Annotated in this window: 20 protein-coding genes and 2 pseudogenes; 13 read left to right on the plus strand and 9 right to left on the minus strand. The window is 56.6% G+C overall.

What is annotated here, in order from left to right; translation table 11 throughout:
* Positions 1-45: 45 nt before the first annotated feature.
* Positions 46-819 carry an ABC transporter substrate-binding protein gene (locus ACXR0M_RS12945; protein ID WP_458832237.1) on the minus strand — a complete coding sequence of 258 codons (774 nt, stop codon included), beginning with the start codon at positions 817-819 and terminating at the stop codon, positions 46-48.
* Positions 820-1566: 747 nt separating this feature from the next.
* Complete coding sequence (gene acs / locus ACXR0M_RS12950; RefSeq protein ID WP_458832238.1) at positions 1567-3522, minus strand: acetate--CoA ligase; 1956 nt, start codon at positions 3520-3522, stop codon at positions 1567-1569.
* A gap of 419 nt (positions 3523-3941) precedes the next feature.
* Between acs and ACXR0M_RS12955 the strand changes: the two genes are divergently transcribed.
* The 3 genes from ACXR0M_RS12955 to ACXR0M_RS12965 all read left to right on the plus strand — a co-directional run bounded on the left by ACXR0M_RS12955 (position 3942) and on the right by ACXR0M_RS12965 (position 6731).
* Positions 3942-4202 (plus strand): DUF2790 domain-containing protein, encoded by a 261-nt coding sequence (locus tag ACXR0M_RS12955; protein WP_458832239.1) that lies wholly within the window; start codon positions 3942-3944, stop codon positions 4200-4202.
* Between the two features lie 564 nt (positions 4203-4766).
* A complete protein-coding gene (locus ACXR0M_RS12960; protein ID WP_458832240.1) occupies positions 4767-6017 on the plus strand; it encodes a ribonucleotide-diphosphate reductase subunit beta in 1251 nt (416 codons plus the stop codon).
* A 489-nt stretch (positions 6018-6506) separates the two neighbouring features.
* A complete protein-coding gene (locus tag ACXR0M_RS12965; RefSeq protein ID WP_458832241.1) occupies positions 6507-6731 on the plus strand; it encodes a DUF2188 domain-containing protein in 225 nt (74 codons plus the stop codon).
* Between the two features lie 88 nt (positions 6732-6819).
* On the opposite strand, the gene ACXR0M_RS12970 is transcribed toward ACXR0M_RS12965, so the two are convergent.
* The 3 genes from ACXR0M_RS12970 to dcm form a co-directional block, all read right to left on the minus strand.
* A complete protein-coding gene (locus ACXR0M_RS12970) occupies positions 6820-7248 on the minus strand; it encodes a very short patch repair endonuclease (RefSeq protein WP_458832242.1) in 429 nt (142 codons plus the stop codon).
* A gap of 139 nt (positions 7249-7387) precedes the next feature.
* Positions 7388-8599, minus strand: a complete 1212-nt coding sequence (locus tag ACXR0M_RS12975; protein WP_458832243.1) for a type II restriction endonuclease — start codon at positions 8597-8599, stop codon at positions 7388-7390.
* Positions 8600-8774: 175 nt separating this feature from the next.
* Entirely contained in the window at positions 8775-10211 is a 1437-nt protein-coding gene (gene dcm, locus ACXR0M_RS12980) for a DNA (cytosine-5-)-methyltransferase (RefSeq protein WP_458832244.1), read from the minus strand.
* Between the two features lie 573 nt (positions 10212-10784).
* On the opposite strand from dcm, the gene ACXR0M_RS12985 reads away from it, so the two are divergent.
* Entirely contained in the window at positions 10785-11294 is a 510-nt protein-coding gene (locus tag ACXR0M_RS12985) for a BRO-N domain-containing protein (protein ID WP_458832245.1), read from the plus strand.
* Between the two features lie 275 nt (positions 11295-11569).
* Positions 11570-12553, plus strand: a complete 984-nt coding sequence (locus tag ACXR0M_RS12990; protein WP_458832246.1) for a hypothetical protein — start codon at positions 11570-11572, stop codon at positions 12551-12553.
* Positions 12554-12556: 3 nt separating this feature from the next.
* On the opposite strand, the gene ACXR0M_RS12995 is transcribed toward ACXR0M_RS12990, so the two are convergent.
* Complete coding sequence (locus tag ACXR0M_RS12995) at positions 12557-13693, minus strand: hypothetical protein (RefSeq protein ID WP_458832247.1); 1137 nt, start codon at positions 13691-13693, stop codon at positions 12557-12559.
* A gap of 63 nt (positions 13694-13756) precedes the next feature.
* Positions 13757-14572: a sulfite exporter TauE/SafE family protein gene (locus tag ACXR0M_RS13000; protein ID WP_458832248.1), complete on the minus strand. Its 816-nt coding sequence runs from the start codon at positions 14570-14572 to the stop codon at positions 13757-13759.
* Positions 14573-14683: 111 nt separating this feature from the next.
* Here ACXR0M_RS13000 and ACXR0M_RS13005 point away from each other — a divergent pair, with 111 nt between their 5' ends.
* The 4 genes from ACXR0M_RS13005 (at position 14684) to ACXR0M_RS13020 (ending at position 16582) form a co-directional block, all read left to right on the plus strand.
* Positions 14684-15451 carry an AraC family transcriptional regulator gene (locus ACXR0M_RS13005; protein ID WP_458832249.1) on the plus strand — a complete coding sequence of 256 codons (768 nt, stop codon included), beginning with the start codon at positions 14684-14686 and terminating at the stop codon, positions 15449-15451.
* A gap of 95 nt (positions 15452-15546) precedes the next feature.
* Positions 15547-15864 carry a helix-turn-helix domain-containing protein gene (locus ACXR0M_RS13010; RefSeq protein WP_458832250.1) on the plus strand — a complete coding sequence of 106 codons (318 nt, stop codon included), beginning with the start codon at positions 15547-15549 and terminating at the stop codon, positions 15862-15864.
* Positions 15865-15906: 42 nt separating this feature from the next.
* Complete coding sequence (locus ACXR0M_RS13015; RefSeq protein WP_458832251.1) at positions 15907-16275, plus strand: type II toxin-antitoxin system RelE/ParE family toxin; 369 nt, start codon at positions 15907-15909, stop codon at positions 16273-16275.
* Positions 16262-16582, plus strand: a complete 321-nt coding sequence (locus ACXR0M_RS13020; RefSeq protein ID WP_458832252.1) for a helix-turn-helix domain-containing protein — start codon at positions 16262-16264, stop codon at positions 16580-16582. The genes ACXR0M_RS13015 and ACXR0M_RS13020 overlap by 14 nt, the downstream gene beginning before the upstream one ends.
* An 11-nt stretch (positions 16583-16593) precedes the next feature.
* On the opposite strand, the gene ACXR0M_RS13025 is transcribed toward ACXR0M_RS13020, so the two are convergent.
* Entirely contained in the window at positions 16594-17649 is a 1056-nt protein-coding gene (locus ACXR0M_RS13025) for an MBL fold metallo-hydrolase (protein ID WP_458832253.1), read from the minus strand.
* A gap of 217 nt (positions 17650-17866) precedes the next feature.
* Here ACXR0M_RS13025 and ACXR0M_RS13030 point away from each other — a divergent pair, with 217 nt between their 5' ends.
* The 4 genes and pseudogenes from ACXR0M_RS13030 to ACXR0M_RS13045 form a co-directional block, all read left to right on the plus strand.
* Positions 17867-18475 (plus strand): TetR/AcrR family transcriptional regulator, encoded by a 609-nt coding sequence (locus ACXR0M_RS13030; protein ID WP_458832254.1) that lies wholly within the window; start codon positions 17867-17869, stop codon positions 18473-18475.
* Between the two features lie 156 nt (positions 18476-18631).
* Entirely contained in the window at positions 18632-19675 is a 1044-nt protein-coding gene (locus tag ACXR0M_RS13035) for a diguanylate cyclase (RefSeq protein ID WP_458832255.1), read from the plus strand.
* 281 nt (positions 19676-19956) lie between these two features.
* Positions 19957-20634: pseudogene (locus tag ACXR0M_RS13040) on the plus strand (PAS domain-containing protein); the annotation flags it as partial.
* Between the two features lie 114 nt (positions 20635-20748).
* Positions 20749-21186, plus strand: a pseudogene (locus ACXR0M_RS13045) (methyl-accepting chemotaxis protein); the annotation flags it as partial.
* 184 nt (positions 21187-21370) lie between these two features.
* On the opposite strand, the gene ACXR0M_RS13050 reads toward ACXR0M_RS13045, so the two are convergent.
* Complete coding sequence (locus ACXR0M_RS13050; protein ID WP_458832256.1) at positions 21371-22312, minus strand: LysR family transcriptional regulator; 942 nt, start codon at positions 22310-22312, stop codon at positions 21371-21373.
* Between the last annotated feature and the right edge of the window lie 32 nt (positions 22313-22344).

Here is a 22344-nt window from a genome sequence, read left to right on the forward strand (position 1 = left end):
GAGACCCTGTTGCTTGCGCCATTTCTGACTTGTCGCAGAGACGTGTTACTTGCCGTAGATATCGAAGGCGAAGTATTTGTCCTGGATGGCTTTGTATTTGCCGTTTTCGCGGATGGCCGCGATGGCGGAGTTGATCTTGTCTTTCAGCGCGTCGCCTTTGCGCACCGCGATGCCTACGCCGTCGCCGAAGTATTTGACGTCGGTGAACTGCGGGCCGACGAAGGCGAAGCCTTTGCCCGAATCAGTGTTGAGGAAGCCGTCCTGCAGCAAGGTAGCGTCAGCCACGGTGCCGTCGAGGCGACCGGCGGCCACGTCGAGGTAGATTTCGTTCTGCGAGCCGTATGGCTTGATCTCGGCACCCAGCGGGGCGAGGACTTCGCGGGCGAAACGCTCGTGGATCGAACCACGCTGCACGCCGATGTTCTTGCCCTTGAGCTCAGACAGGTTGTCGCTGACAACAGTGCCTTGCTTCATGACCAGGCGCGCCGGGGTGTTGTAGTACTTGTTGGTGAAGTCCACGGACTTCTTGCGGTCTTCGGTGATCGACATCGACGACAGGATCGCGTCGATCTTGCGCACTTTCAGTGCCGGGATCAGACCGTCGAATTCCTGCTCGACCCACACGCACTTGACCTGCATCTGCTCGCACAGGGCGTTGCCGATGTCGTAGTCGAAACCAACGATGCTGCCATCCGGGGCTTTGGAAGCGAACGGAGGGTAAGCCGCTTCGATACCGATCTTCAGAGGTTTTTCATCTGCGAAGCAATTCAGCGACAGCACGGACAGTGCCAGGGCGCCAAGCAGCACAAGTTTCTTCATCTTGGGACTCCATCGGTAAAGGGCAAAAACGGCAGAGTGAGCGACAGCCCAATATGCGAATGGGTGAATCGGGAAAGCGGCGCAGCATCGGTGGGAAATTTCCCATCGAAACCCTCGGGGGTTTCAACGTCAGCCACCATGAGCGGGTGATCGGCATTCTAACGACAGGCCCGAAGCCGATATTTCTTCAATGCGACAACTAATTACAGATGCACAGAGAAAGCCGCCTAGGCACATTGACAGCCCTGCAAATTCATGCAAGAGCGAAAGACAGTGAACCGAACTATGCTGCAAATTGCGGGCCTATTATTCGCAAACCCTTCTAATCCGGCAAGCGCAGCGTGGCGTCTTATTTTTAAACAGCGGTTTCGAGGCTCTAAAACGGGGCGTTGCGTTTCCCTTCGCCCCGGTTTGGCGCGGGCGGTTACACATTCGGTTACGTGGAAGGCGGTGGGTAACAGCAGGAAAGGTCTTACGGGGGAAATCGATAATTATTGATCGCCGATCGTTCCCACGCTCCGCGTGGGAATGCAGAAAAGGACGCTCCGCGTCCTCGGAGCCGACGCAGAGCGTCGAGGGAGGCATTCCCACGCAGAGCGTGGGAACGATCATCTGAACACACCACAAAACCTGTGGGAGCTGGCTTGCCAGCGAAGAGGCCAGCCCAGCCAGCACAAAACCTGCAGCCACAAAAAAGCCCTGTCCGGCGTACACCGAACAGGGCTTTTCAGCACATCAAGCCACTACTTAAGCCACATTCATGGTCTTGTGCGTATCAATCAAATGCTGCACCACACCAGGATCGGCCAAGGTCGAGATATCGCCCAACCCATCGTATTCCGCCGTGGCAATCTTGCGCAGAATCCGCCGCATGATCTTGCCCGAACGGGTTTTCGGCAGGCCCGGCGCCCACTGAATCACGTCCGGCGAAGCAATCGGGCCGATCTCCTTGCGCACCCAGTTCTTCAGCTCCAGGCGCAATTGCTCGCTCGGCTCCTCGCCATTCTTCAGGGTGACGTAGACATAAATGCCCTGCCCTTTGATGTCGTGCGGCACACCGACCACCGCCGCTTCGGCGACTTTCGGGTGAGCGACCATCGCGCTTTCAATTTCGGCGGTGCCCATGCGATGGCCGGAGACGTTGAGCACGTCATCCACGCGCCCGGTGATCCAGTAGTAACCATCGGCATCACGCCGCGCACCGTCACCGGTGAAGTACATGCCACGGAAGGTCTTGAAGTAGGTATCGACGAAACGATCGTGATCGCCATACAGCGTCCGCGCCTGACCCGGCCACGAATCGAGAATCACCAGATTGCCTTCAGCCTCGCCCTCGATGATGTTGCCGAGGTTGTCCACCAGCGCCGGCACCACACCGAAGAACGGACGCGCCGCCGAACCCGGTTTCAGCGCATGCGCCCCCGGCAGCGGGCTCATCATGTTGCCGCCGGTCTCGGTCTGCCACCAGGTATCGACGATCGGGCAACGCGACTTGCCGACATTCTTGTAATACCAGTCCCAGGCTTCCGGGTTGATCGGCTCGCCTACCGAACCGAGCAGACGCAGGCTGCTGCCATCGGCGCCTTCAACCGCGGCGGTGCCGGAAGCCATCATTGCGCGGATCGCGGTCGGTGCGGTGTAGAGGATGTTGACCTTGTGCTTGTCGACGATCTTCGCCACCCGGGTGATGTCCGGGTAGTTCGGCACGCCTTCGAACAGCACGGTGGTCGCGCCATTGGCCAGCGGGCCGTAGACGATGTAACTGTGGCCGGTGACCCAGCCGACGTCGGCGGTGCACCAGTAGATTTCGCCCGGGCGGTAGTCGAACACGCGCTCGTGGGTCATCGCCGCGTACAGCAGATAACCGCCGGTGGTGTGCTGCACGCCCTTCGGCTTGCCGGTGGAACCGGAGGTGTAGAGGATGAACAGCGCCTCTTCAGCGCCCATCTCTTTCGGCGCGCAGACGGTGCCCGCCACTTTCATCAGGTCTTCGTACCAGATGTCGCGATGCTGGTTCCATTTGATGTCGCCGCCAGTGCGCTTGCACACGATGACTTTCTGGATGCTGTTGGTTTCCGGGTTGGTCAGTGCGTCGTCGACGTTGGCCTTCAGGGAAATCTTCTTGCCGGCGCGGATGCCTTCGTCAGCGGTGATCACCACTTTCGAGCGGCAGTCGATGATGCGCCCGGCCAGGGCTTCCGGCGAGAAGCCGCCGAACACCACCGAGTGAATCGCGCCGATCCGGGTGCAGGCCAGCATGGCGACCACGGCTTCGGGGATCATCGGCATATAGATAGTCACCACGTCGCCACGGTGCACATCCTGACCACGCAGGGCGTTGGCCAGTTTGCAGACTTGCTCGTGCAGTTCGCGGTAGGTGATGTTGCGGCTTTCGGAAGGATCGTCACCTTCCCAGATGATCGCCACCTGATCGCCGCGCTCGGCCAGATGGCGGTCGAGGCAGTTGTAGGAAACGTTGAGGGTGCCGTCGGCGAACCATTTGATGTCGACATGGTGATCGTCGAAGGAAGTCTGCTTCACCGTGGTGAAAGGCTTGATCCAGTCGAGGCGCTTGGCTTGCTCGCGCCAGAAACCGTCAGGGTTGACGACCGACTGCTGGTACATGGCTTTGTAGGTCGCCTCGTCAGTCAGCGTATTGGCCAGAACCTCGGGACGAACGGGATACAGAGAAGCCGCACTCATCTTTCTTACCTCGGTGGAATAGTTGTTTTTGTATGACCCCGTTGTAGCCCGGGGCGGGTCCATAGAACCATTCGACGATGGTTGTAGGAGCTGCCGCAGGCTGCGATCTTTTGATCTTGCCTGGCAAAAATCAAAGGCAAAAGATCGCAGCCTTCGGCAGCTCCTACAAGGGCTGACGGTGTTTTTGCGAGCGATTGTTACCAAATATGCCAAAAGTGTTTATCAAAACCGCACCTGTTTACCCTCACCCCACCGCTCTAAAATCTGCATCGCCAACCGGCAAACGCGATTAACAACGTTACAGCCCCCACGAAGGCCGTTAATCCAGCTCTGAAGTAATAACTGCAAACGATGAAGTTCCACACGCAACCCCAAAAAGGTTGCGTGACCCCACTCGACCGCAAAAAGGTAAATCTGAAATGAAAGCTTTATTGGTTCTGGCCCTCAGCAGTCTGTGCGCAACCGCCATGGCAGACGAGGTCCCGACTGATGTCGCACAGCAACAACCGGCTATCGAGGAATACACTTACTCCACACACCTGGACATCGCCAAAGTTGTATCCATGAGCGAAATACCCAATGTCTGCGAAGTAGTACCGGCGACAATGGAGTACGACGACTCCAAGGGTCAGCGGCACATCCTGCGTTACAGCGTCATGGGTAATGGCTGCACCAATTGATGATTGAGACTGCACCGAATCGGATCGCTCAGCGCGGTATTTGAGGGTCGATTCCAGCCCGGCTTCGGTCGGGCTCAGTTGTGTCTGCAGTCGCTCAAAAGGCTTGCAAAACACAAGATATAGTGAAAAACCCGTTTTTTTGCTCATTTCTTGAGCAACCAGCGCCGCGCAGAAAAAATAATGAAAAAAATTTCTCGCAGACCGACATCGGCGAAAGCCCTGTAAACCCTCGCTCCGACTCAAATCCCCCTCCCGATCAAACGCCCTGCGCTGTTTCGCCCTCCCCCACGACCACATTTTTTTCCCTATAATGCCGCCCTAATCGGGTCAGCAATATTCCCTTACAGGGATCAAAGCCATTCTGAAGCCCCGCAGCAGCGTTCACGCTGATCTGCGCCCGTCAGAGGCTCTCGGAAACCCGGACAAAATTCTGTTTTATTGCCTGCCTTGGCTGCCGCAAAAAACGATTCCTTAAGATCCAACGCGGTCTGTACGACCGTGTGAACCACCAACCCATCAGGTTTCACACGGGGCGACAGGCCCTCACGCAGGAGACGACACGTCATGCTGAGCTGGGACGAATTCGATAAAGAAGACAGTGCAGAAACCGTAGCCAAAGGCGCCAACGCCGGCCACGCGACTGAAGCCAACATGGACCGCCTCGACAGCGCCGGCGGTGCCGCCGCACTGGAAGCCCGCGCCGTGACCGCCGACGACTCGGCCGCCGTGGCCCGCGCCAAGGCTGCACTGGATTCCCTCGACGTCGCCGAAGGCCTCGCCGAACTCGAAGGCGCCTCCGCCCGCGTCGCCGTTGACGAAAAGCGCATGATCAACTGCCGCGCCGACCTCAACCAACTCGTACCGTTCAAGTACGACTGGGCCTGGCAGAAGTACCTGGACGGCTGCGCAAACCACTGGATGCCGCAAGAAGTCAACATGACCGCCGACATCGCCCTCTGGAAAAACCCGGAAGGCCTGACCGACGACGAGCGCCGCATCGTGATGCGCAACCTCGGCTTCTTCTCCACCGCCGACTCCCTGGTTGCCAACAACCTGGTGCTGGCCGTGTACCGCCTGATCACCAACCCGGAATGCCGCCAGTACATCCTGCGCCAGGCCTTCGAAGAGGCGATCCACACCCACGCCTACCAGTACTGCATCGAATCGCTGGCCATGGATGAAGGCGAGATCTTCAACATGTACCACGAGATCCCGTCAGTCGCGAAAAAAGCCGCCTGGGGCCTGAAATACACCCGTTCGATCTCCGATCCGAAATTCGAAACCGGCACCCCGGACACCGACAAAGAACTGCTGCGCAACCTGATCGCCTACTACTGCGTTCTGGAAGGCATCTTCTTCTACTGCGGCTTCACCCAGATCCTCTCCATGGGCCGCCGCAACAAAATGACCGGCGTCGCCGAGCAGTTCCAGTACATCCTGCGCGACGAATCCATGCACCTGAACTTCGGCATCGACGTGATCAACCAGATCAAAATCGAAAACCCACACCTGTGGGATGCCGAGATGAAGGAAGAAGCGACCCAGATGATTCTGCAAGGTACGCAGCTGGAGATCGAATACGCGCGGGATACCATGCCTCGCGGCGTGTTGGGCATGAATGCGGCGATGATGGAGGATTATCTGAAGTTCATCGCTAACCGTCGGTTGTCGCAGATTGGTTTGAAAGAGGAATACCCAGGGACTACCAACCCGTTCCCTTGGATGAGCGAGATTATGGACTTGAAGAAAGAGAAGAATTTCTTTGAGACGAGAGTTATTGAGTATCAGACTGGTGGGGCGTTGAGCTGGGATTGATTTCTGAGTGCGCAGCCTGAAACATCGACGAGGCTGTAAGCCCTTCGTGTTTTTTGTGAGTTTGAATCAGGTCAGAACGAAGCTGCTGTCATTACGATTAGCGGCTTCAGTTTGACGTATCTCGCGGACAGCTGCTAACCGCTCAGCATTCAGCACAGAAATAGCTGCAAGTAGCCTCTGCGTCTGCTTTCGAGAGATTGCGAAAAGATGAGGGGTAAAAACAAGGAACCCACAGCAACCGTTGGCGCGGATGCTGTGAGTCTTGACCGTACTGGTGAACAAAGCCCACTTGTACGGGCCGTAATCGGGGGAACCCACAATCACGAAAGCATTTGGGAAATGCGGGACGTGATTATGGACGACCTTTGAGCGGTGTCAACGGCTGATCGTCGGAGATTGGGTTTCGTACGAAATCCTATTTCCATAGCACATCGGCGAGCTAGGCAATTTTGCCAAAGCTCAGACATCCATATTGATAGGATCCTTATCATGTCCAAGAAAAATCAGCATGTAGTACCACATGGAGACGACTGGGCCGTGAAAGGCGCGGGCAACTCGAAGGCTACAAAAGTTGTGGACACGCAAGCGGAGGCTATCCAGCTCGCGCGCGAGATCGCAAAGAACCAAGGCAGCGAAATGTTCATTCATGGACAGAATGGGCAAATTCGAGAGCGCAACACCTATGGCGATGACCCTTTCCCTCCGAAGGGCTAATCGCATCGGCTCAAGGAAGAGCCGATTTTTTTGCTACAGAATAAGCATTTTTCTCGAACTCACCCAACGCTCTCTGCCCACACCATCATTAAGCTGTCTGGTGTAAAGCGATCACACGCAATTTCTCAGCCAGCGCCTCCAAAGTATCGGGGTCATTCTTAAGACAGCATTCCCAAACTATCAGAACATGCCACCCGGCAGATTCAAGTGCCTGGATGTTGGCTAAATCTCTGATCACATTCTTTTGAAATTTTTCTTGCCAGAATTCATGACGTGTTTTCGGAGTAGTTGCGTAGGCGCAACCCGGATGACGATGCCAGAAGCAACCATGGACAAAAATGCAGACTTTCAGACGAGGAAGTACAAGATCAGGCTTTCCAGGAAGGTCTTTCCGATGGATCCGATACCGATAGCCCCGCGCATGCAGGAACCTTCTGACCAACATTTCCGGGGCGGTATTCTTTCCGCGAATGCCGGACATCATTCTGGAGCGAGTTGCCGAGTCAACTATGTCCACGCCAATTCCACCTAGAAACCTCGTCGCTATACCAGATTAGCCGCGCAGCCTATAGAACTAAACACCTTGACCATGCATCGAGGGGGGAATGAAACGAATATCCCTTGCTCCCCCTCGAAGATGTCCGTGACAAGGGATGTCAGCGTATATCTTTGGCTTCCACAATAAAGTCATTCAGCGTCATAAGCTGCCCACGCACTTCATCCGGGTATTTCGTATGCAGTGGTTTAGGAACCACTAGTTTGACATTCTCATCCTTCATCTCTGCAAACTGATGAGGAGAAACGCCCTCCTGAAGCGTAAAAAGGTGAATCTGCTCCACTCTATTGGCTTCATTTAAAACCTGGCGCCAGCGGTCTTTGCAGGTCGTTTTGACAGCCAGCATGCGCAGATTCTGCTGAGGGTACGCTGGGTCATGATAGTCAGCACATGAGGGGAAGATAAAATCGGGTCGTTTGTTCCCTTCAGTTCTGCATTGGGAACTAAATTGTTCAAGTCCGAACTGCCGAAATAGGTGCTCGAGATGTATCTCTAAAGATCTTCCAGATCTCGATTTACGTCGATTGCTGACCGAATTCGCCACCTGCATAAACTCGTCAACGGAACCGAACCCCTGCTGAACTCGGTGCAGAATATGAAGCTCTTCAACCTGGCGGAACAGTTTGTACTCGTTGTCACGCCGTTCAATGATGAGCTCATCGGGCGTTGTCTTGCCGAAACGAAAAACAGTGGGGAGATAGGCAATAATTTCTTCGCCACTTGGGAATCTATCTTCCCAAAGTGGAGGAATTACAACATGGCTAGGCTCTTTATCTGAACCAGCAGCGAAGCCGGCAAACAACCGATCCCCTCTGTCAAAAAGCGAACTGCCGGGAATCACTTCGCCAATCTTGCTCTCGACAAACTCCTCCTCTTCCAGTCCTTTGCAGATCCAGATATCCAAAAACTCGGAATCCAGCCCCAAATGAGGTACATGAAAAGCAAAAATAGCTAACGCACCGGTATTCTCGGGATCTTGAGCAGGGCTGTTTCTAAAATCTGTATTCCATCTCGTCAAACGATGCTCGTTGCGTGATCCTGGGCCTTCGAAATGACGATTGTTGTAGTAGATGCCCCTCAGCGTTTGCTCGGGAAGACCATGTGACGTGATTTGTGCAGTCAGACTGCAATCAGGATTTTGACAGCAGGTGCTTGAAATGGACGGTAGTGCTGTCGCTACAACAGCTTTGGGTACATAAATACCTACGCCGTTACCCCCCGTAAGACCTGTGTCGTTGGCTGAAAGCCGCTTGATGAATATCCACCATTCATCTTGATTCTTGTCTTCAATCCATTGGGAAAAGCTTGTCATGGGTAAGGCCGCTGAACAATTGAGGTGTCGAAAGGAAAGTATTTCCGACAGATTCGCAGAATTGTCTTTCTGAGAGAAGCCTCAAGCGGAGGTATGTATGTGATGTCGCAAAGCCCTGCAGCTGGTGTCAGGTCTTTGCGCATCAATCATCGAGAGCGAAAGGCGGTGCAACTGATTACTCAGGAAGAGCAAACTCCAACTGCGGCCGCTCCTTATCAGCAGTTTTTTCCTTCGCCGCCAAAATGCGGTCCTTCATCAACCGAGCCACAGCCTCAAAAACAGGAACCGCCACGGAGTTACCAAACTGTCGATACGCTTGAGTATCGGAGACAGGAATCACAAATTTGCTTTCCCCCGGCTTGTCAAAACCCATCAGACGCGAGCACTCGTGCGGTGTCAGTCGACGAGGGCGATTGAGCTGATTCAATTCGCTGTTGAAGTCCAAAGTATCGACAAAGCCGCGGTCAACCAAGATTTCCGAACCATCCTTGTGATATCTCGCCGAAAGCGTACGAGCAACATCGTTTGGACGAGTCAAGCCAAAGCCAAAGCCATTGCCTTTCTCACGGTGCTTCTCTGCATACCGATAGAGGTAATCCCAAAGCTTCGGTGTAAGGATGTATTTTTCGTCCACTTCCTTATCAAGCAGATCCCCAAAGCTAGGTCGCTGCTTCGGTATGAGTTTACTGATGTCGCTCAGTGTGAATCCTTGGTGAACATTCAAGTCGCGCCGGAAGCCGACCAGCACGATTCGCTCACGATGCTGTGGCACGAAATGTCTGGCATCAATGACCTTCGGATCTGATCCCTTTGGCGCATTTACATCCGCGACCTCGTAGCCCAGTTCATCCAACGCTTCGCAGATGATCCGGAACGTATTGCCCTTGTCATGACTTTTCAGGTTTTTCACGTTTTCAAGCAAAAATGCTGCCGGGCGTTTTGCGGCGATAATCCGCGCCACGTCGAAAAACAGAGTGCCTTGGGTCTCGCACTCGAAACCGTGCTTACGCCCTAGTGAGTTCTTCTTGGAAACACCTGCAAGCGAAAACGGCTGGCATGGAAAGCCTGCCAACAGAACATCGTGATCAGGAATTTCACGATCAATATTCTTGTAGGCTTCCTCGTCACTGATTTCGGGCTTGTCAGAAAGCGTGACGGAGCGAATATCGAGATTGAAGCGATGACGGGCAGGATCGCAATAGTGGTTCGCTTTGTACGTTTTAACGGCGTACTTGTTCCATTCGGATGTGAACAAGCACTCGCCACCGATGGCTTCAAACCCTTTCCTGATACCGCCAATACCGGCAAAGAGATCGATAAAGGTGAATGAAGGTTTGTGGTTCAAACGCTTGGGCAAAAGATCCTTGAGACGAGTGAACTCAATATGGGAGAGCTTCGGAGAGGCCTTTCCCTTGATCCAGCGATTGATGGTTTCACGGCACCAGTGGCTTGGGCTCACATCGTTGAGAATGTCGGCCAGCTGACCTTGGTCATAGATTTCCAGCAGTTTATGCAGCAGCGCCAAGTCAGTTACGGGATGGGTATCAGGCTCGTACGAATCCGAGGTTGCTTCGCTCATGGATTCAAAAGACGGTGTTTCAAAAAGATTCATGAGCCCGAAATTCCTCTGGGTCAAAGCTGTGACGAATGGTCACCATTCTAGCCCGCAAAACTTCAAAGTAAATGAAATTTCCTGGATTCCGTGAGATGAGTCGTGGCGACACGGATATGGGAGCAGCGGGATTCGATGGCGATCATGCACTGGATATAAACACAGCATAATTTACTCTGCGTCTTTGTCTAGGTTTCCTTTCGCCTCACGACCAGTAGGAAAAGTCGCTGGTTGACGACCCTCCCTGATGCCCCTACCCTCAGCTCCGAGCCTAAGAAACTCTGCAAACCAGAGCGGTCCTCCGCACCCGACAGTCATGCGGCTCTTTTTCGTCTGCGGTTTCTCTACGCCTGCGAAAAATCCCGTTATGTCGGGAGTGGGCGAATACAAGACCCGAAAGGGGAATATGTCCGGCCCGTCTCTGGTGGGTTTCTTAGCTCCCGACACCCTAACGAATGCCCTAAGAAAGCAGCCAGAGGTAAATGGAAATGCCTGACTATCCAACCTTCATGATGAAGGTGAATCGCTGTACCCGACGTTTGAATCCCGTGCCTCTTGATCAGGAGGCATGCCATGTCTGAACCACTTCTCCCGACTCGTTTCACCCGCAATAAAACCCACTTGCACGCCCTTCTGGTTGAGAACCAGGCGTGGTTCTGCGTCCATGAGCTTGGTCGGTTGATGGGCAAACATCTTGATGAGCGCCAGTTGCGCAAACTTGACGCCGATCAGCGGCAGATAATGCGCGTTGAGACTTATGGCGAAGCCGAGGACCACATGATGGTGAGTGAGTCCGGTGTGTATGCACTGCTGATCTATCACTACTGTCCTGAGTATCGGCAGCTCCGTGAGTGGCTGACGCATCAGGTTGTGCCTGCGCTGCGTGACGCTCGTCCGGCGCGTTCGGTGGAGCGTCCGACATTGAGTGTTTTGAGCTGGCCGCAGATGTCGTTGAGCACGCTGCACTGGCAGGACGAGCCGTGGATTCGGTTACGGGATATGCCCTGCTTGTTGGCTCAGGATCCGTTCAATCGGCAGGAATCATGGTTGCGCAGGGCTTCGCGATTGTTGCGAGGTTGCTGATCATTTGAAGATCCGCTGCTTGAGGTTCAAGCAGCGGATTTTTTGTGGGTCTGAATGTTTGGGGCAGCTCCGCTGCCCATCGGGGATAAATCCCCTCACCACAATTGAAATGTGTTGCTGCAAAGTGAGTATCTGGCAGCAGGACTGAGTTGATGCCTGAAATCGCCAGCACGCTGTCTCCCACAGATTCCGCATCATCCTGAAAACAATCAGTGCAACCCGCGCCACCTCCCGCTATTAATACCCCTCCCCCACTCAAGGATCCGAGCCCCACCATGAAATTCGACCTCGCCTACTGCCTCAGCCTCGACGACAAGTTGTCGATCTATGACGTTCGCGATCTCAATTTCGATGAGACGGTAGCGTTCGACTCCGCGAAAGAACACTTCCAGTGCCCCAACGATGCCTGTCGTTCGGCGTTTAATGCCTCAAACGAGCTGGGCACGTTCAACGCCAAGAATGTGAATTACGTGCGCACACCGCACTTCAAGAATCTGCCCACGACGCAGCATGTAGCGGGTTGTCCGTATGTGAGTTTGAAGGCTTCAGCATCCGGTGTTGAAACGGCGGATGGCGAGACGGATGACGGTCGTGAGGAGCATTTCCCATCGGAGTTGTTGCTGACGCGGCGTGAGTATGTGCGCAAGCCGGCTGCGCCTGCGGGAGCGGCGGATGTATTGCGCGATGATCCGGTGCGGGCGGCGTCGGACAGTGGTAAGGAATCAACGAGCCGCGAGACGGCGCCGGACAAGACCAGTGTGTTTGCGCATCCGGTGGAGTGCTTTGTGTCGAACTTCGCCGACAAGGAGTTGCTCAAGCGCATGCCGTTGAAGATTGGCGAGCACACGGCGCCGTATGGCTCGTTCTTCAAGAAGATCGAGTATCTGACGGATAACAAGGGGCTGATTTACTGGGGCAAGATCAAGGAGATCAAGGATTACACCCAGAGTTTTCGTATCGATTTCGAGCAGAAGGTCTGGTTCAAGCGGGCGGATGAGGCGAAGAAGAAGCCGTATTCGGTGAACGTGTACTTGAGCAAGAAGTTGATCGACAACTACCGCAAGCGCAAAGCGTTTCTGCAGGAGATCAAGCACGCGATCGACAGTGACAAGGAGTTGTTCTGTTTCTTCTATGGCGTGACGCCGGAGTTGAAGCAGGTGCCGAGCAAGAAAAACCCCGAACAGACGTTCGGGGTGTTCAGTGCCAACATCGAGAACCTGGATCACTTCATTGTGCGGGAAGCGCCGGGGTTGGCGTGACGGTCAGTCTTTGGGCAGTTGCAGTTTTGCCGCGCCACGATGCTGGTTCACCAGCGAGTACGGCAGCACTGACCAATCGGGATCGTCGCAGTTGCGTTGGTAACGGGCGAAGTAAGCGCCCAGGTACAGCCCCTTCGGCGTGAAGTGCCAGTTGGAAGAACCCCAGACGTCTTCATTGGAGTAATCGCAGTCGCCGTCTTCATCGGCGGGCTTTTTCATTTCGTTGGGGTACAACTTGGTAAACTGCTGAACCAGCCACGGCGCCATGACTTTCATCTGATCGTATTCGGTGGCCGAGTTATTCGGTTCACCGATCCATAGCACATCTTTGAGTTGCAACAACTTGCCAGTGTGGACATCGAGGTTGATCGGCGAACTGCCGAAATCCGGGTGCGCACCGCCGCAGCTGTAACTGGTGGAGATGTCCAGGCTGACGACGTCTGGCGAGAGAAACTCCGGCGCAGCGCCTTGATCGAACTCGGCGTATTCCCCGCCATCCAGCATGCAGCGGTGATAGTCGATGACTTCAGCCCAAAGCCGGCCAAGCAGAAGGTTATTGATCCGCTGCCGCTCTTCCTGCGTATACCCCGACTCGACACTGAACAACGAAATCTTCGACTCAGGCTCCGTCCACCATTGCAGGTCGTAGCCCATGAAGTTTTCTTTCTTCTCCGCTTTGAGTTTGAGCCCCTGTAAGCGCAGATACTCGTACGGATCATCTTTCGGCAACGTGGCAACAAACGGCAGCGTCGTTGCGCTTGGCGCAGGCAGTTTGGCTTCGCTCAGTTGCACCGGCAACTTTTTGCCCTTGGGGTTTTGCCATTCGCCCTGCCAGCCGTTGGCGGTGGATTTCAACTTCAGGGTCGGCAGCGGCTTGTCGTCGCCATAGCGGTTGTTGCCTTCCACCAGGTTCAACGTGCTGTCTTGCAGCGAACCGCTAAGTTCGAGGTCGCGGTGATATTTCTCATAGAAGTAACGGCCAGTGACTTCGTCCTGTTGCATGGTGTTGAGCTCCAGCACAATCGGCATCTTGCCCAGTGTGCCGGTGAACACACGGCGGCCATCTTCGGCATGGGCGGTGGAAATCAGTGTGAACAGCGCCGCAGCGTATGGCGCCAGGCGCAACAGTCCCTTGAGCATGGATCGATCCCTGAGTGAATGAGGCTACGGATTATGCAGAGGATGCGAGCAGGAATCGAGGCTCTACTTGAGCAACATGCCCAGCACCACGAGGATCAGCAGCGCGATATACACCCGCGCATGCAGCCGATCCGGAATCCGCCCGATCCATGGCGCTGCCAAACGAATCCCCAACAATGACCCCAGCGTCAGCGCCGCAAACGCCAGCAAATCCACATACCCGACAAACCACGCGCCCAGATCCGTTTCGCTGAAACCGGCCAGCGCCATATACGTCAGCGTCCCCGCTACTGCCACCGGCACACTCAGCGGGTTCGCCATGGAGGTGGCCTGGGACATGCTCAACCCGCAGCGACGCAAGAGTGGCACGGTCATGACGCTTCCTCCTACACCGAGGAAGGTAGCGATGGCGCCGATGCCTACTCCGCCGGCGGAGGTTTCTGTGCTGCTGAGTCGGCGCGGGATGACGTCTTCGCTGCGGGTGAGGAAGCCGCGTCTGAACAGGCAGTCGAGGATGGTCACGCCGAGGTAGGCGATGAAGGCGTAGCGAATGACGTCGCCGCTAACCCACACCGCACCTATCGCGCCGAAGGTCGCACCCAAAGCGATAAAGCCGCCGAGCGGCCACAGGTAATGGCGAATCAGGTTGCCGGCGCGGCGGTGTTTGTCGGTGGCGATCAGTGCGTTGACGATCATCACGCAGGTCGAGGTGGCAACGGCGATGTGCATTGCCGATTGGCCGATGGTGTCGTCAGCGCCGTGGCTGGCGCTGAGCAGGCGGTACAGCAGCGGCACGACGACGAAGCCGCCGCCGAAGCCGAACAGCACGGCGGTGATGCCGCTCAGGCAGCCGAACAGGGTGAGCAGAAGGTAGAACATGCGCGGCTTCCGGTGATGGGGAGCCGTCGACGATAGAGCGATCTCACTTGGCCCGCATCAGCAACTCAGCCAATAATGTTTGCGTTTACGCCAACCACCGGGAATCGCTCGATGCGCAATGTTTCGATCAATCGGCTGGACGACACGCCGCGTGCGGTGGTGGCGATCGGTACGGATTATTCCCACGGCCATCTGTTGCCGTTTCATACGCATAGGCGGGCGCAATTGTTGTACGGCGCGACCGGGGTGATGCAGGTTCGCACCCATGACGGTAACTGGGTGGTGCCGCCGCAGCGGGCGGTGTGGATTCCGCCGGGGGTGGCGCATGAAGTGCTGATGCTCGGGGTGAGCACGCGCAGTCTTTACATCGAGCCGGGCACGGTGGATTTGGGTCAGCGCTGTCAGGTGATCAGTGTGTCGCCGTTGATGCGCCACTTGTTGATGGACGCGGTGGAAGTGCCGCTGATGTATGAGCTCCACGGACGCGATGGCGCGCTGATCGAGTTGTTGTTGCATGAACTGGAGCGCAGTGCGCCCCTGCCCCTGCACATTCCGCTGCCGACTGACGGAAAGTTGCTCGCGCTGTGTCAGAGCTTTCTGCATCGCCCTGACGCCCACCAAACACCACAAGAATGGGCCGATCAGTTGCACGTAAGCTTGCGCACCTTCAACAGATTGTTTCGGCAGCAGACCGGGTTGAGCTTCAGCCAATGGCGGCAACAGGCTTGCGTGGTACTGGCGCTGGCACGACTGGCGGCGGGCGAAGCGGTGACGCGGATCGCCCTGGACTTCGGCTATGAGAGCCCGGCGGCGTTCTCGACCATGTTCCGACGGATCCTCGGACAGGCACCGTCCGTCTGGTTGGAGGCGGCGAACTAGGGCAAATCAAAAAATGCGTTTGATCCCGGCCGAAAACAACTGTACAAAAACACAGTACATTTTCAATCAGCACTTTTGAGCCCGGAGCACACACCATGGCCTCTCTTGCGATGAACCACATCCTCGAACGCATTGCCCTTTTCCAGTTCACCCCAACGCACTGCGTCCAGGCCCGAGCGATGCTGGGCTGGAGCGTGGAACAGCTGTCGCGTGAGGCCGAAGTGGCGGTGGACGACATTCAGCGCTTTGAAGCGCAGCAGGACGTGGCGGATGCGGCGCGGCTGGCGCTGGCTTATCGGTTTGAGGCGCAGGGGATGGTGTTCTTTCCGGGGTTTGCGCCGGGGCGATCGGTGAGTGTGATGAGCGCGACATCGGAGTCAGTGGGGCGCGGGGATTTCGCGATGGCTGATTGAAAAGGCAAGTTGATCTTTATTCCTAAATAGGTATATTTTCGCATGAGTGCAAGGAAGCCGCTCTTGTGGGTTTGCAGCAGCAAGAAAGATCTCAAGCAGATGCCCACAGACGTACAGGATGTTTTTGGTTATGCACTGGATTTGGCCCAGAGTGGTTTGAAGCATCCGGATGCAAAACCCCTGAAAGGGTTTGGAGGCGCAGGTGTACTGGAGCTGATCGAAGATTTCGACACCAATACCTACCGTGCCATTTATACGGTTCGCTTCGGCAGTGCCATTTATGTATTGCACTGCTTTCAGAAGAAGTCGACTAACGGGATCAAAACGGCTCAGTCCGACATTGAGCTGATCCGAAACCGACTTCGAGCCGCTCAGGATCACGCGAAAGGATCAGAAAATGATAGAAATTGAAGAAGGTAGCGGGAACGTCTACCAAGACCTCGAATTACCCAATCCCAGTGAAATGCAGGTTAAGTCGCAGCTCGCGGCGAAAATCGGCGAGATCATCAAGGCTCGTCATCTTACCCAGATTCAGGCGTCTGAAATCCTTGGACTATCCCAGCCAAAACTGTCCGGAATGCTACGAGGAAAATTTCGAGGGATCAGTGAAGCGAAAATGATGGAATGTCTTTCACATCTCGGGCGAGACGTGCAGATCGTAGTGAAGTCGGCCCCCCGATCGCGGAAAGAAGGCCGAATTGAAGTGGTGTTTGCTTAACCTGAGATTCGTTAAGCGCTCTGCACCACCGCCTCACTCTCCCCTTCAACCGCCAACCACCATGCCTCCCCCCGTTGCGGTTGAGCAATATTGAACGCCTCACCCATCTGCGGCGTGGTGATCGAAACACTGCGTTCCCACGCCAGCGCCAGGATCCGGTCGAACGGTTCGTGCCAGGCGTGCATCGCCAGGTCGAAGGTACCGTTGTGGATCGGGAACAGCCAGCGGCCCTTGAGGTCGAGGTGGGCTTGCAGGGTTTCTTCCGGCTGCATGTGCACGTGCGGCCATTCGACGTTGTAGGCGCCGGTTTCCATCAGGGTCAGGTCGAACGGGCCGTACTGTTCGCCGATGCGTTTGAAGCCGTCGAAGTAGCCGCTGTCGCCGCTGAAGAAGATCCGCGTGTCGCCGTCGATCATCACCCACGACGCCCACAGGGTGGCGTTGCTGTCGAACAGACCACGACCGGAGAAGTGCTGCGACGGCGTGGCGACGAAGCGGATGCCGGCGATTTCGGTGCCTTGCCACCAGTCGTATTGGCGAATCTTGCTGGCGTCGATGCCCCATTTGGCCAGGGTATCGCCGACGCCCAGCGGAGTCAGGAAGTAGTTGGTCTTGGCCGCCAGTTTCAGTACCGCCTGGTAATCGAGGTGGTCGTAGTGATTGTGCGACAGGATCACCGCTTCGATCGGCGGCAACTGATCGATGCTGATCGGTGGCTGATGAAAGCGTTTCGGCCCGGCCCACTGCACCGGCGAAGCGCGCTCGGCGAACACCGGGTCGGTGATCCAGAACTTGTCGCGCAGTTTCAGCAGCAGTGTCGAGTGACCGAGGCGGTAAACGCTGTGATTGGGCGCTGCCAGCAGGTCCTCACGGGTCAGTGGTTGCACCGGAATCGCGGCGGCTGGCCGGGTATTGCGCGGCTTGTGGAAAATCATGTTCCACATGATCCGCAGCATCTTGCGCAAGCCTTCGCGCTGCACCGGCGCATGGTTACGGAATAGCCCTTGATCCTGGCGAGAGGCTTCAGGCGTGGGAGTTTGATCCGCAGAGAACACTGGCTTGGCCATGACTGAAATGACTCCAGAAAAACCGCGCAATTCACGGCGTTTCACGGTGGGACGATAAATGGCCAAGGCACGCACGCATCAGCCGAACTGTCTGGTTTTTAGGTTGCGTGGATTAACGCAACATTACACTGGACGGTGTAGTTTCTAGGTTGCATGAAATGCGCTGGCAAGTAAACTGCCAAGTGTAATTACACCTTTTTCCTGCCGAAGCGTACTTATGACAGCTCCAAAGCGCCTCACCGACCGCAAACGCGAAGCCATCATTCAGGCGGCGATTGCCGAATTCCGCGCCAACGGATTCGAGATCACCAGCATGGACAAGATCGCGGCCACCGCCGGGGTGTCGAAGCGCACGGTGTACAACCATTTTCCCAGCAAGGAAGAGCTGTTCGCCGAAATTCTCAACCAACTCTGGGCACGCATCACTGACGAGCAGACTGTGGCCTATCGCGCCGATCAGCCGCTGCACGAGCAGTTGCGGCCCATGTTGCTGGCCAAACTGCAGATGATGGCCGATGACAACTTCCTCGGTCTGGCGCGGGTGGCGATTGCTGCCACCATCCATTCCCCGGAACGCGCGCAAGACATGGTGGCGCGCATGGGCCAGCGCGAAGAAGGCCTGACCGTATGGATTCGCGCTGCATTGGCGGACGGACGATTGAAACCCGTGGACGCGGAATTCGCCGCGCAACAAGTGCAAGGGCTGTTGAAGTCGTTCGGCTTCTGGCCGCAGATTTCCATGGGCCTGCCGCCGCTGGATGCAGAAACTCAAAAAGCCGTCGCTGAATCGGCGCTGGAAATGTTTCTGGCGCGCTACCAGCTCTAAACCGCCGCTCTCCGGCGCCCGCCAGGATTAAATGGCTCGGAAGGACACTGATTATTCCCGCTGGAATAAATGACAATGTCCGACAATTGACCGACGGACGGTCAATCCGAAAAAAATACTGCAAAGTATTTCAGCACGCATCTGGCGCAGGACATCATGGAAAACCCACGCGGCAAAGGCTTGTCATTCGCCAGACGTATCTACCTGCCCAGAACCATCGGTCTGGGTGTCGGCTTCTTCAGTGTCGCGGCAGCGCTGTATCCGTTGAACATGCCGGCCTGGCTCTGGGCGCTGCTGGTGTTCAACGGTTTCATCTGGCCGCATGTGGCTTATCAGGTCGCCACGCGCGCGAACTTCCCCTACCGCGCCGAACGCCGCAACCTGCTGTACGACTCGCTGTGCGGCGGTTTCTGGACCGCGTGTTTCCAGTTCAATCCGCTGACCACCGTGACCATCCTGTCGATGATGACCATGAACAACGTGGCCGCCGGTGGGCGCCGCCTGTTCCTGTTCGGCGCCCTCGCCCAAGGTGCTGGCGTGTTGCTGGGCTGGTCGCTCTTCGGCGTCAAGTTCAGCCTGAGCATGACGCAGATTGAAATCTGGGCCTGCCTGCCAATGCTGACCCTGTATCCATTGGCGCTGGGCATGGTCTGTTATCAACTGGCAATCAAACTGGCCCAGCACAAACGCACGCTGCGCGACCTGAGCCGCACCGACAGCCTCACCGGGCTGCTCAACCACGGCGCCTGGAAGGATCTGCTGCACGCCAGGTTCAAGCTGTGCCGCCAGAACCAGACCCAGGACATTCTCGCGCTGATCGACATCGATCACTTCAAGGCCATCAACGATAGCTACGGCCACATCATTGGCGACGCGGTGCTGACCCATCTGAGCCACACCCTTAGAAGCATGCTGGTCGAAGGCCAACGCGCCGGGCGCTATGGCGGCGACGAGTTTTGCCTGATCCTGCCCGACCTGCCGCTGAGAAAAGCCGAACTGCACATGGAACGTTTGCGTCAGGCGCTGGATCAATACCGCCACCCGGATGTGCCCGAGCTGCGGGTCAGCCTGAGTATCGGTCTGGCGCGGTTTCAACCGTCGTACGCCGATGCCGTCGCCTGGCTGGACGATGCCGACAAAGCGCTGTACACCGCCAAACACACCGGACGCAACACTATCAGCGTCGCACTGAGCCATTGAAGCGCCAACCCCTTCAGCCTTCGAAAAACCAGTCATCCTGCTACTGCGCATTTTCTTGTACAACTCAAAGCAGTTTGTATAAGATCAACTCGCCAGCCCGGATGCTGGCAATTTGCCGACCGGCATTTGCTCAGCCAACGCGGAAACAGGGACATAACCCCCATCCTTCCCTACTTCCAGGTACTGCCCCTATGTTTTTCAAACGCGATCAGTCCGCCCTCAACGACCTGCAAAACACCATCACCGAACAGAATGGCCTGCTCGAAGCCATCAACCGCTCCATGGCGGTGATCGAGTTTGATTTGAACGGCGTGGTCATCAAGGCCAATGACAACTTCCTGAAAACTACCGGCTACCGCGCCGACCAAGTGATCGGCCAGCCGCACCGTATGTTCTGCACCCCGGAATTTGGCCGCAGCGCGCAATACACCGAGTTGTGGTCGCGGCTGAACAACGGTCAGTTCCAGTCGGGGACCTTTGAGCGGATCAACAGTCAGGGTCAGCCGATCTGGCTGGAAGCCAACTACAACCCGATCAAGGATGAGTCGGGACGCGTAGTGAAGGTGGTCAAATTCGCCATGGACGTGACCACCAAGGTCCAGCAGGAAAGTGAGTCCAGCGCTAAGCTGCAGGCGATCGACCGGGCGATGGCGGTGATCGAATTCGGTCTCAACGGCGATATTCTCACCGCCAACCAGAATTTTCTGACACGAATGGGTTACACCCTCGCAGAGCTGAAGGGTAAACATCACCGTTTATTCTGCCGCGCGGACTTTGTTAACAGCAGCGCCTACGAGGACTTCTGGCGCCGGCTGAATCAGGGTGAGTTCTTCCAGGGCCAGTTCGAACGTGTCGACAAACGTGGCCAGAGCGTGTGGCTGGAAGCCAACTACAACCCGGTGTACGACGCCGCCGGGCGCTTGTGCAAAGTGGTGAAATTCGCCACCGACGTCACCGCCCGCGTCGAGCAGCACGACCACGATGCGCGCAGCGCCAGCGCGGCTTATCACATTTCCGTGGAAACCCGGAAAGTCGCCGAACAAGGCACCCAGGTGATCCAGCAAGCGGCCAGCGAAATGCGCGAAATCGCCGACGACATTGCGCAATCGTCAAACCTGATTGCACAACTCGGCGAACGCTCGGAGCAGATCACCGCGATCGTCAACACCATCCGCGCCATTGCCGACCAGACCAATCTGCTGGCACTCAACGCGGCAATCGAAGCGGCACGTGCGGGGGATCAGGGACGCGGGTTTGCCGTGGTGGCGGACGAGGTGCGCCAACTGGCGGCGCGTACCAGCGGCTCGACGGCGGAGATTTCCAACATGATCGGACTGATCCAGAGCGAAACCCGTCAGGCGATCAAAAGCATGGAAGGCACTCGAGGCCGGGCGGCGCAAGGCGTGGAGCTGGCGGACCAGGCTGGCAGCGTGATTCTGCAGATTCGCGATGGCGCCAGTGAAGCAGTGCAGGCGGTGAGCATGTTTGCCAATGAGCGGGCGTCGGGCTAACGGATGTGTCCGGCGGTGTGACCGGGGCGCCGCCTTCGCGAGCAAGCCCGCTCCCACAGGTTACGGGTCGTTCACAAGGTAGGTGATCGACTCGATACCTGTGGGAGCGGGCTTGCTCGCGAAGGGCTATTGAAGGCCTGACCCACAACTGCATGCGCACCTCTGTCAAAAAAACCAGCGCCAGTCACACCAACCGCAGCGCCCGCCCCAGTTCATCAAACAACGTCACCACCGAGCGCAACGCCCGGCAATCCGGGCGGGTCAGCAGCCACAGCGCGGTGTCGTAACCGTGCAGCGGTTCGCTGAGCGCTTGCAATCCGTCGGTGATCAGAAAGTCCGGCAACGCCGCCACGCCGAGCCCACCGCGCACCAATTCCGTCACCGAGAGCATGCTGTTGCAGCGATAACTCGGGGTCACCCCGGGCAAGTGCTGGCGACGCCAGGCGACGGTCGGGTGATCCGGCAGAAACTCGTCCGGGGCGATCCAGGTCAACGCCGCCAGATCCGTCGCATCGACATTCTGCAAATAGCGCGCACTGGCGCAGACCCGGTAGGCAATCTTCGCCAGTTGCCGTCCGACCAGATGCTCCGGCGGTGTACGCGTCAGGCGCAGGGCGATGTCGGCATCGCGCCGGCTGAGGTTGGCGAAATCGTTGGAGGTGCTCAGTTCGAGGGTCAGCGCCGGGTAGTTCGGCATGAATTGCGCGAGCGCCGGCAACAGCAAACCTTGCAATACCGAATCGGTACAAGTCAGACGCACCGTGCCGCTGACCACCTCCCCGCCCTGCTCGACCCCAACGCGCGCGGCTTCCAGTGCCTGTTCGGCGCGCTCGGCCTGTTCGGCGAGAGACTGCGCGAGCGTGGTCGGCAGGTAACCGGCGCGGCTCTTTTCGAACAGTTGCTGGCCCAGCGCCGACTCCAGCCGACGCACCGCACGAAACACCGTCGACACATCTACCCTGAGCAATTGCGACGCCCGAGCCAGAGAGCCGCCGCGCACCAGAGCGAGGATCAGCGCCAGATCCGGGTAGTCGAGCCGATAGTGCGTCGCTGCATTGATCACTTGGGAAAACGCCAATATTGAGTGCGTAAACGCCAATCTATAGTGAGCCCCGGTGATCGACAACTGCGCACATCCCCTCACCACAGAAGTTCATC

The sequence above is a fragment of the Pseudomonas sp. Eth.TT006 genome, assembly GCF_054456575.1.

What these genes read in the sequence shown, in the direction of transcription:
- ACXR0M_RS12960 (WP_458832240.1), top strand. Translation starts at nt 4,767, where the DNA reads ATGCTGAGCTGGGACGAATTCGATAAAGAAGACAGTGCAGAAACCGTA.
- ACXR0M_RS13025 (WP_458832253.1), bottom strand. Translation starts at nt 17,649, where the DNA reads ATGGCCAAGCCAGTGTTCTCTGCGGATCAAACTCCCACGCCTGAAGCC.
- ACXR0M_RS12945 (WP_458832237.1), bottom strand. Translation starts at nt 819, where the DNA reads ATGAAGAAACTTGTGCTGCTTGGCGCCCTGGCACTGTCCGTGCTGTCG.
- ACXR0M_RS12955 (WP_458832239.1), top strand. Translation starts at nt 3,942, where the DNA reads ATGAAAGCTTTATTGGTTCTGGCCCTCAGCAGTCTGTGCGCAACCGCC.
- ACXR0M_RS12975 (WP_458832243.1), bottom strand. Translation starts at nt 8,599, where the DNA reads ATGACAAGCTTTTCCCAATGGATTGAAGACAAGAATCAAGATGAATGG.
- ACXR0M_RS13010 (WP_458832250.1), top strand. Translation starts at nt 15,547, where the DNA reads ATGGCCTCTCTTGCGATGAACCACATCCTCGAACGCATTGCCCTTTTC.
- ACXR0M_RS12965 (WP_458832241.1), top strand. Translation starts at nt 6,507, where the DNA reads ATGTCCAAGAAAAATCAGCATGTAGTACCACATGGAGACGACTGGGCC.
- ACXR0M_RS12990 (WP_458832246.1), top strand. Translation starts at nt 11,570, where the DNA reads ATGAAATTCGACCTCGCCTACTGCCTCAGCCTCGACGACAAGTTGTCG.
- ACXR0M_RS12995 (WP_458832247.1), bottom strand. Translation starts at nt 13,693, where the DNA reads ATGCTCAAGGGACTGTTGCGCCTGGCGCCATACGCTGCGGCGCTGTTC.
- ACXR0M_RS13020 (WP_458832252.1), top strand. Translation starts at nt 16,262, where the DNA reads ATGATAGAAATTGAAGAAGGTAGCGGGAACGTCTACCAAGACCTCGAA.
- ACXR0M_RS13015 (WP_458832251.1), top strand. Translation starts at nt 15,907, where the DNA reads ATGAGTGCAAGGAAGCCGCTCTTGTGGGTTTGCAGCAGCAAGAAAGAT.
- ACXR0M_RS13035 (WP_458832255.1), top strand. Translation starts at nt 18,632, where the DNA reads ATGGAAAACCCACGCGGCAAAGGCTTGTCATTCGCCAGACGTATCTAC.
- dcm (WP_458832244.1), bottom strand. Translation starts at nt 10,211, where the DNA reads ATGAATCTTTTTGAAACACCGTCTTTTGAATCCATGAGCGAAGCAACC.
- ACXR0M_RS13005 (WP_458832249.1), top strand. Translation starts at nt 14,684, where the DNA reads ATGCGCAATGTTTCGATCAATCGGCTGGACGACACGCCGCGTGCGGTG.
- ACXR0M_RS13030 (WP_458832254.1), top strand. Translation starts at nt 17,867, where the DNA reads ATGACAGCTCCAAAGCGCCTCACCGACCGCAAACGCGAAGCCATCATT.
- ACXR0M_RS13000 (WP_458832248.1), bottom strand. Translation starts at nt 14,572, where the DNA reads ATGTTCTACCTTCTGCTCACCCTGTTCGGCTGCCTGAGCGGCATCACC.
- ACXR0M_RS12985 (WP_458832245.1), top strand. Translation starts at nt 10,785, where the DNA reads ATGTCTGAACCACTTCTCCCGACTCGTTTCACCCGCAATAAAACCCAC.
- acs (WP_458832238.1), bottom strand. Translation starts at nt 3,522, where the DNA reads ATGAGTGCGGCTTCTCTGTATCCCGTTCGTCCCGAGGTTCTGGCCAAT.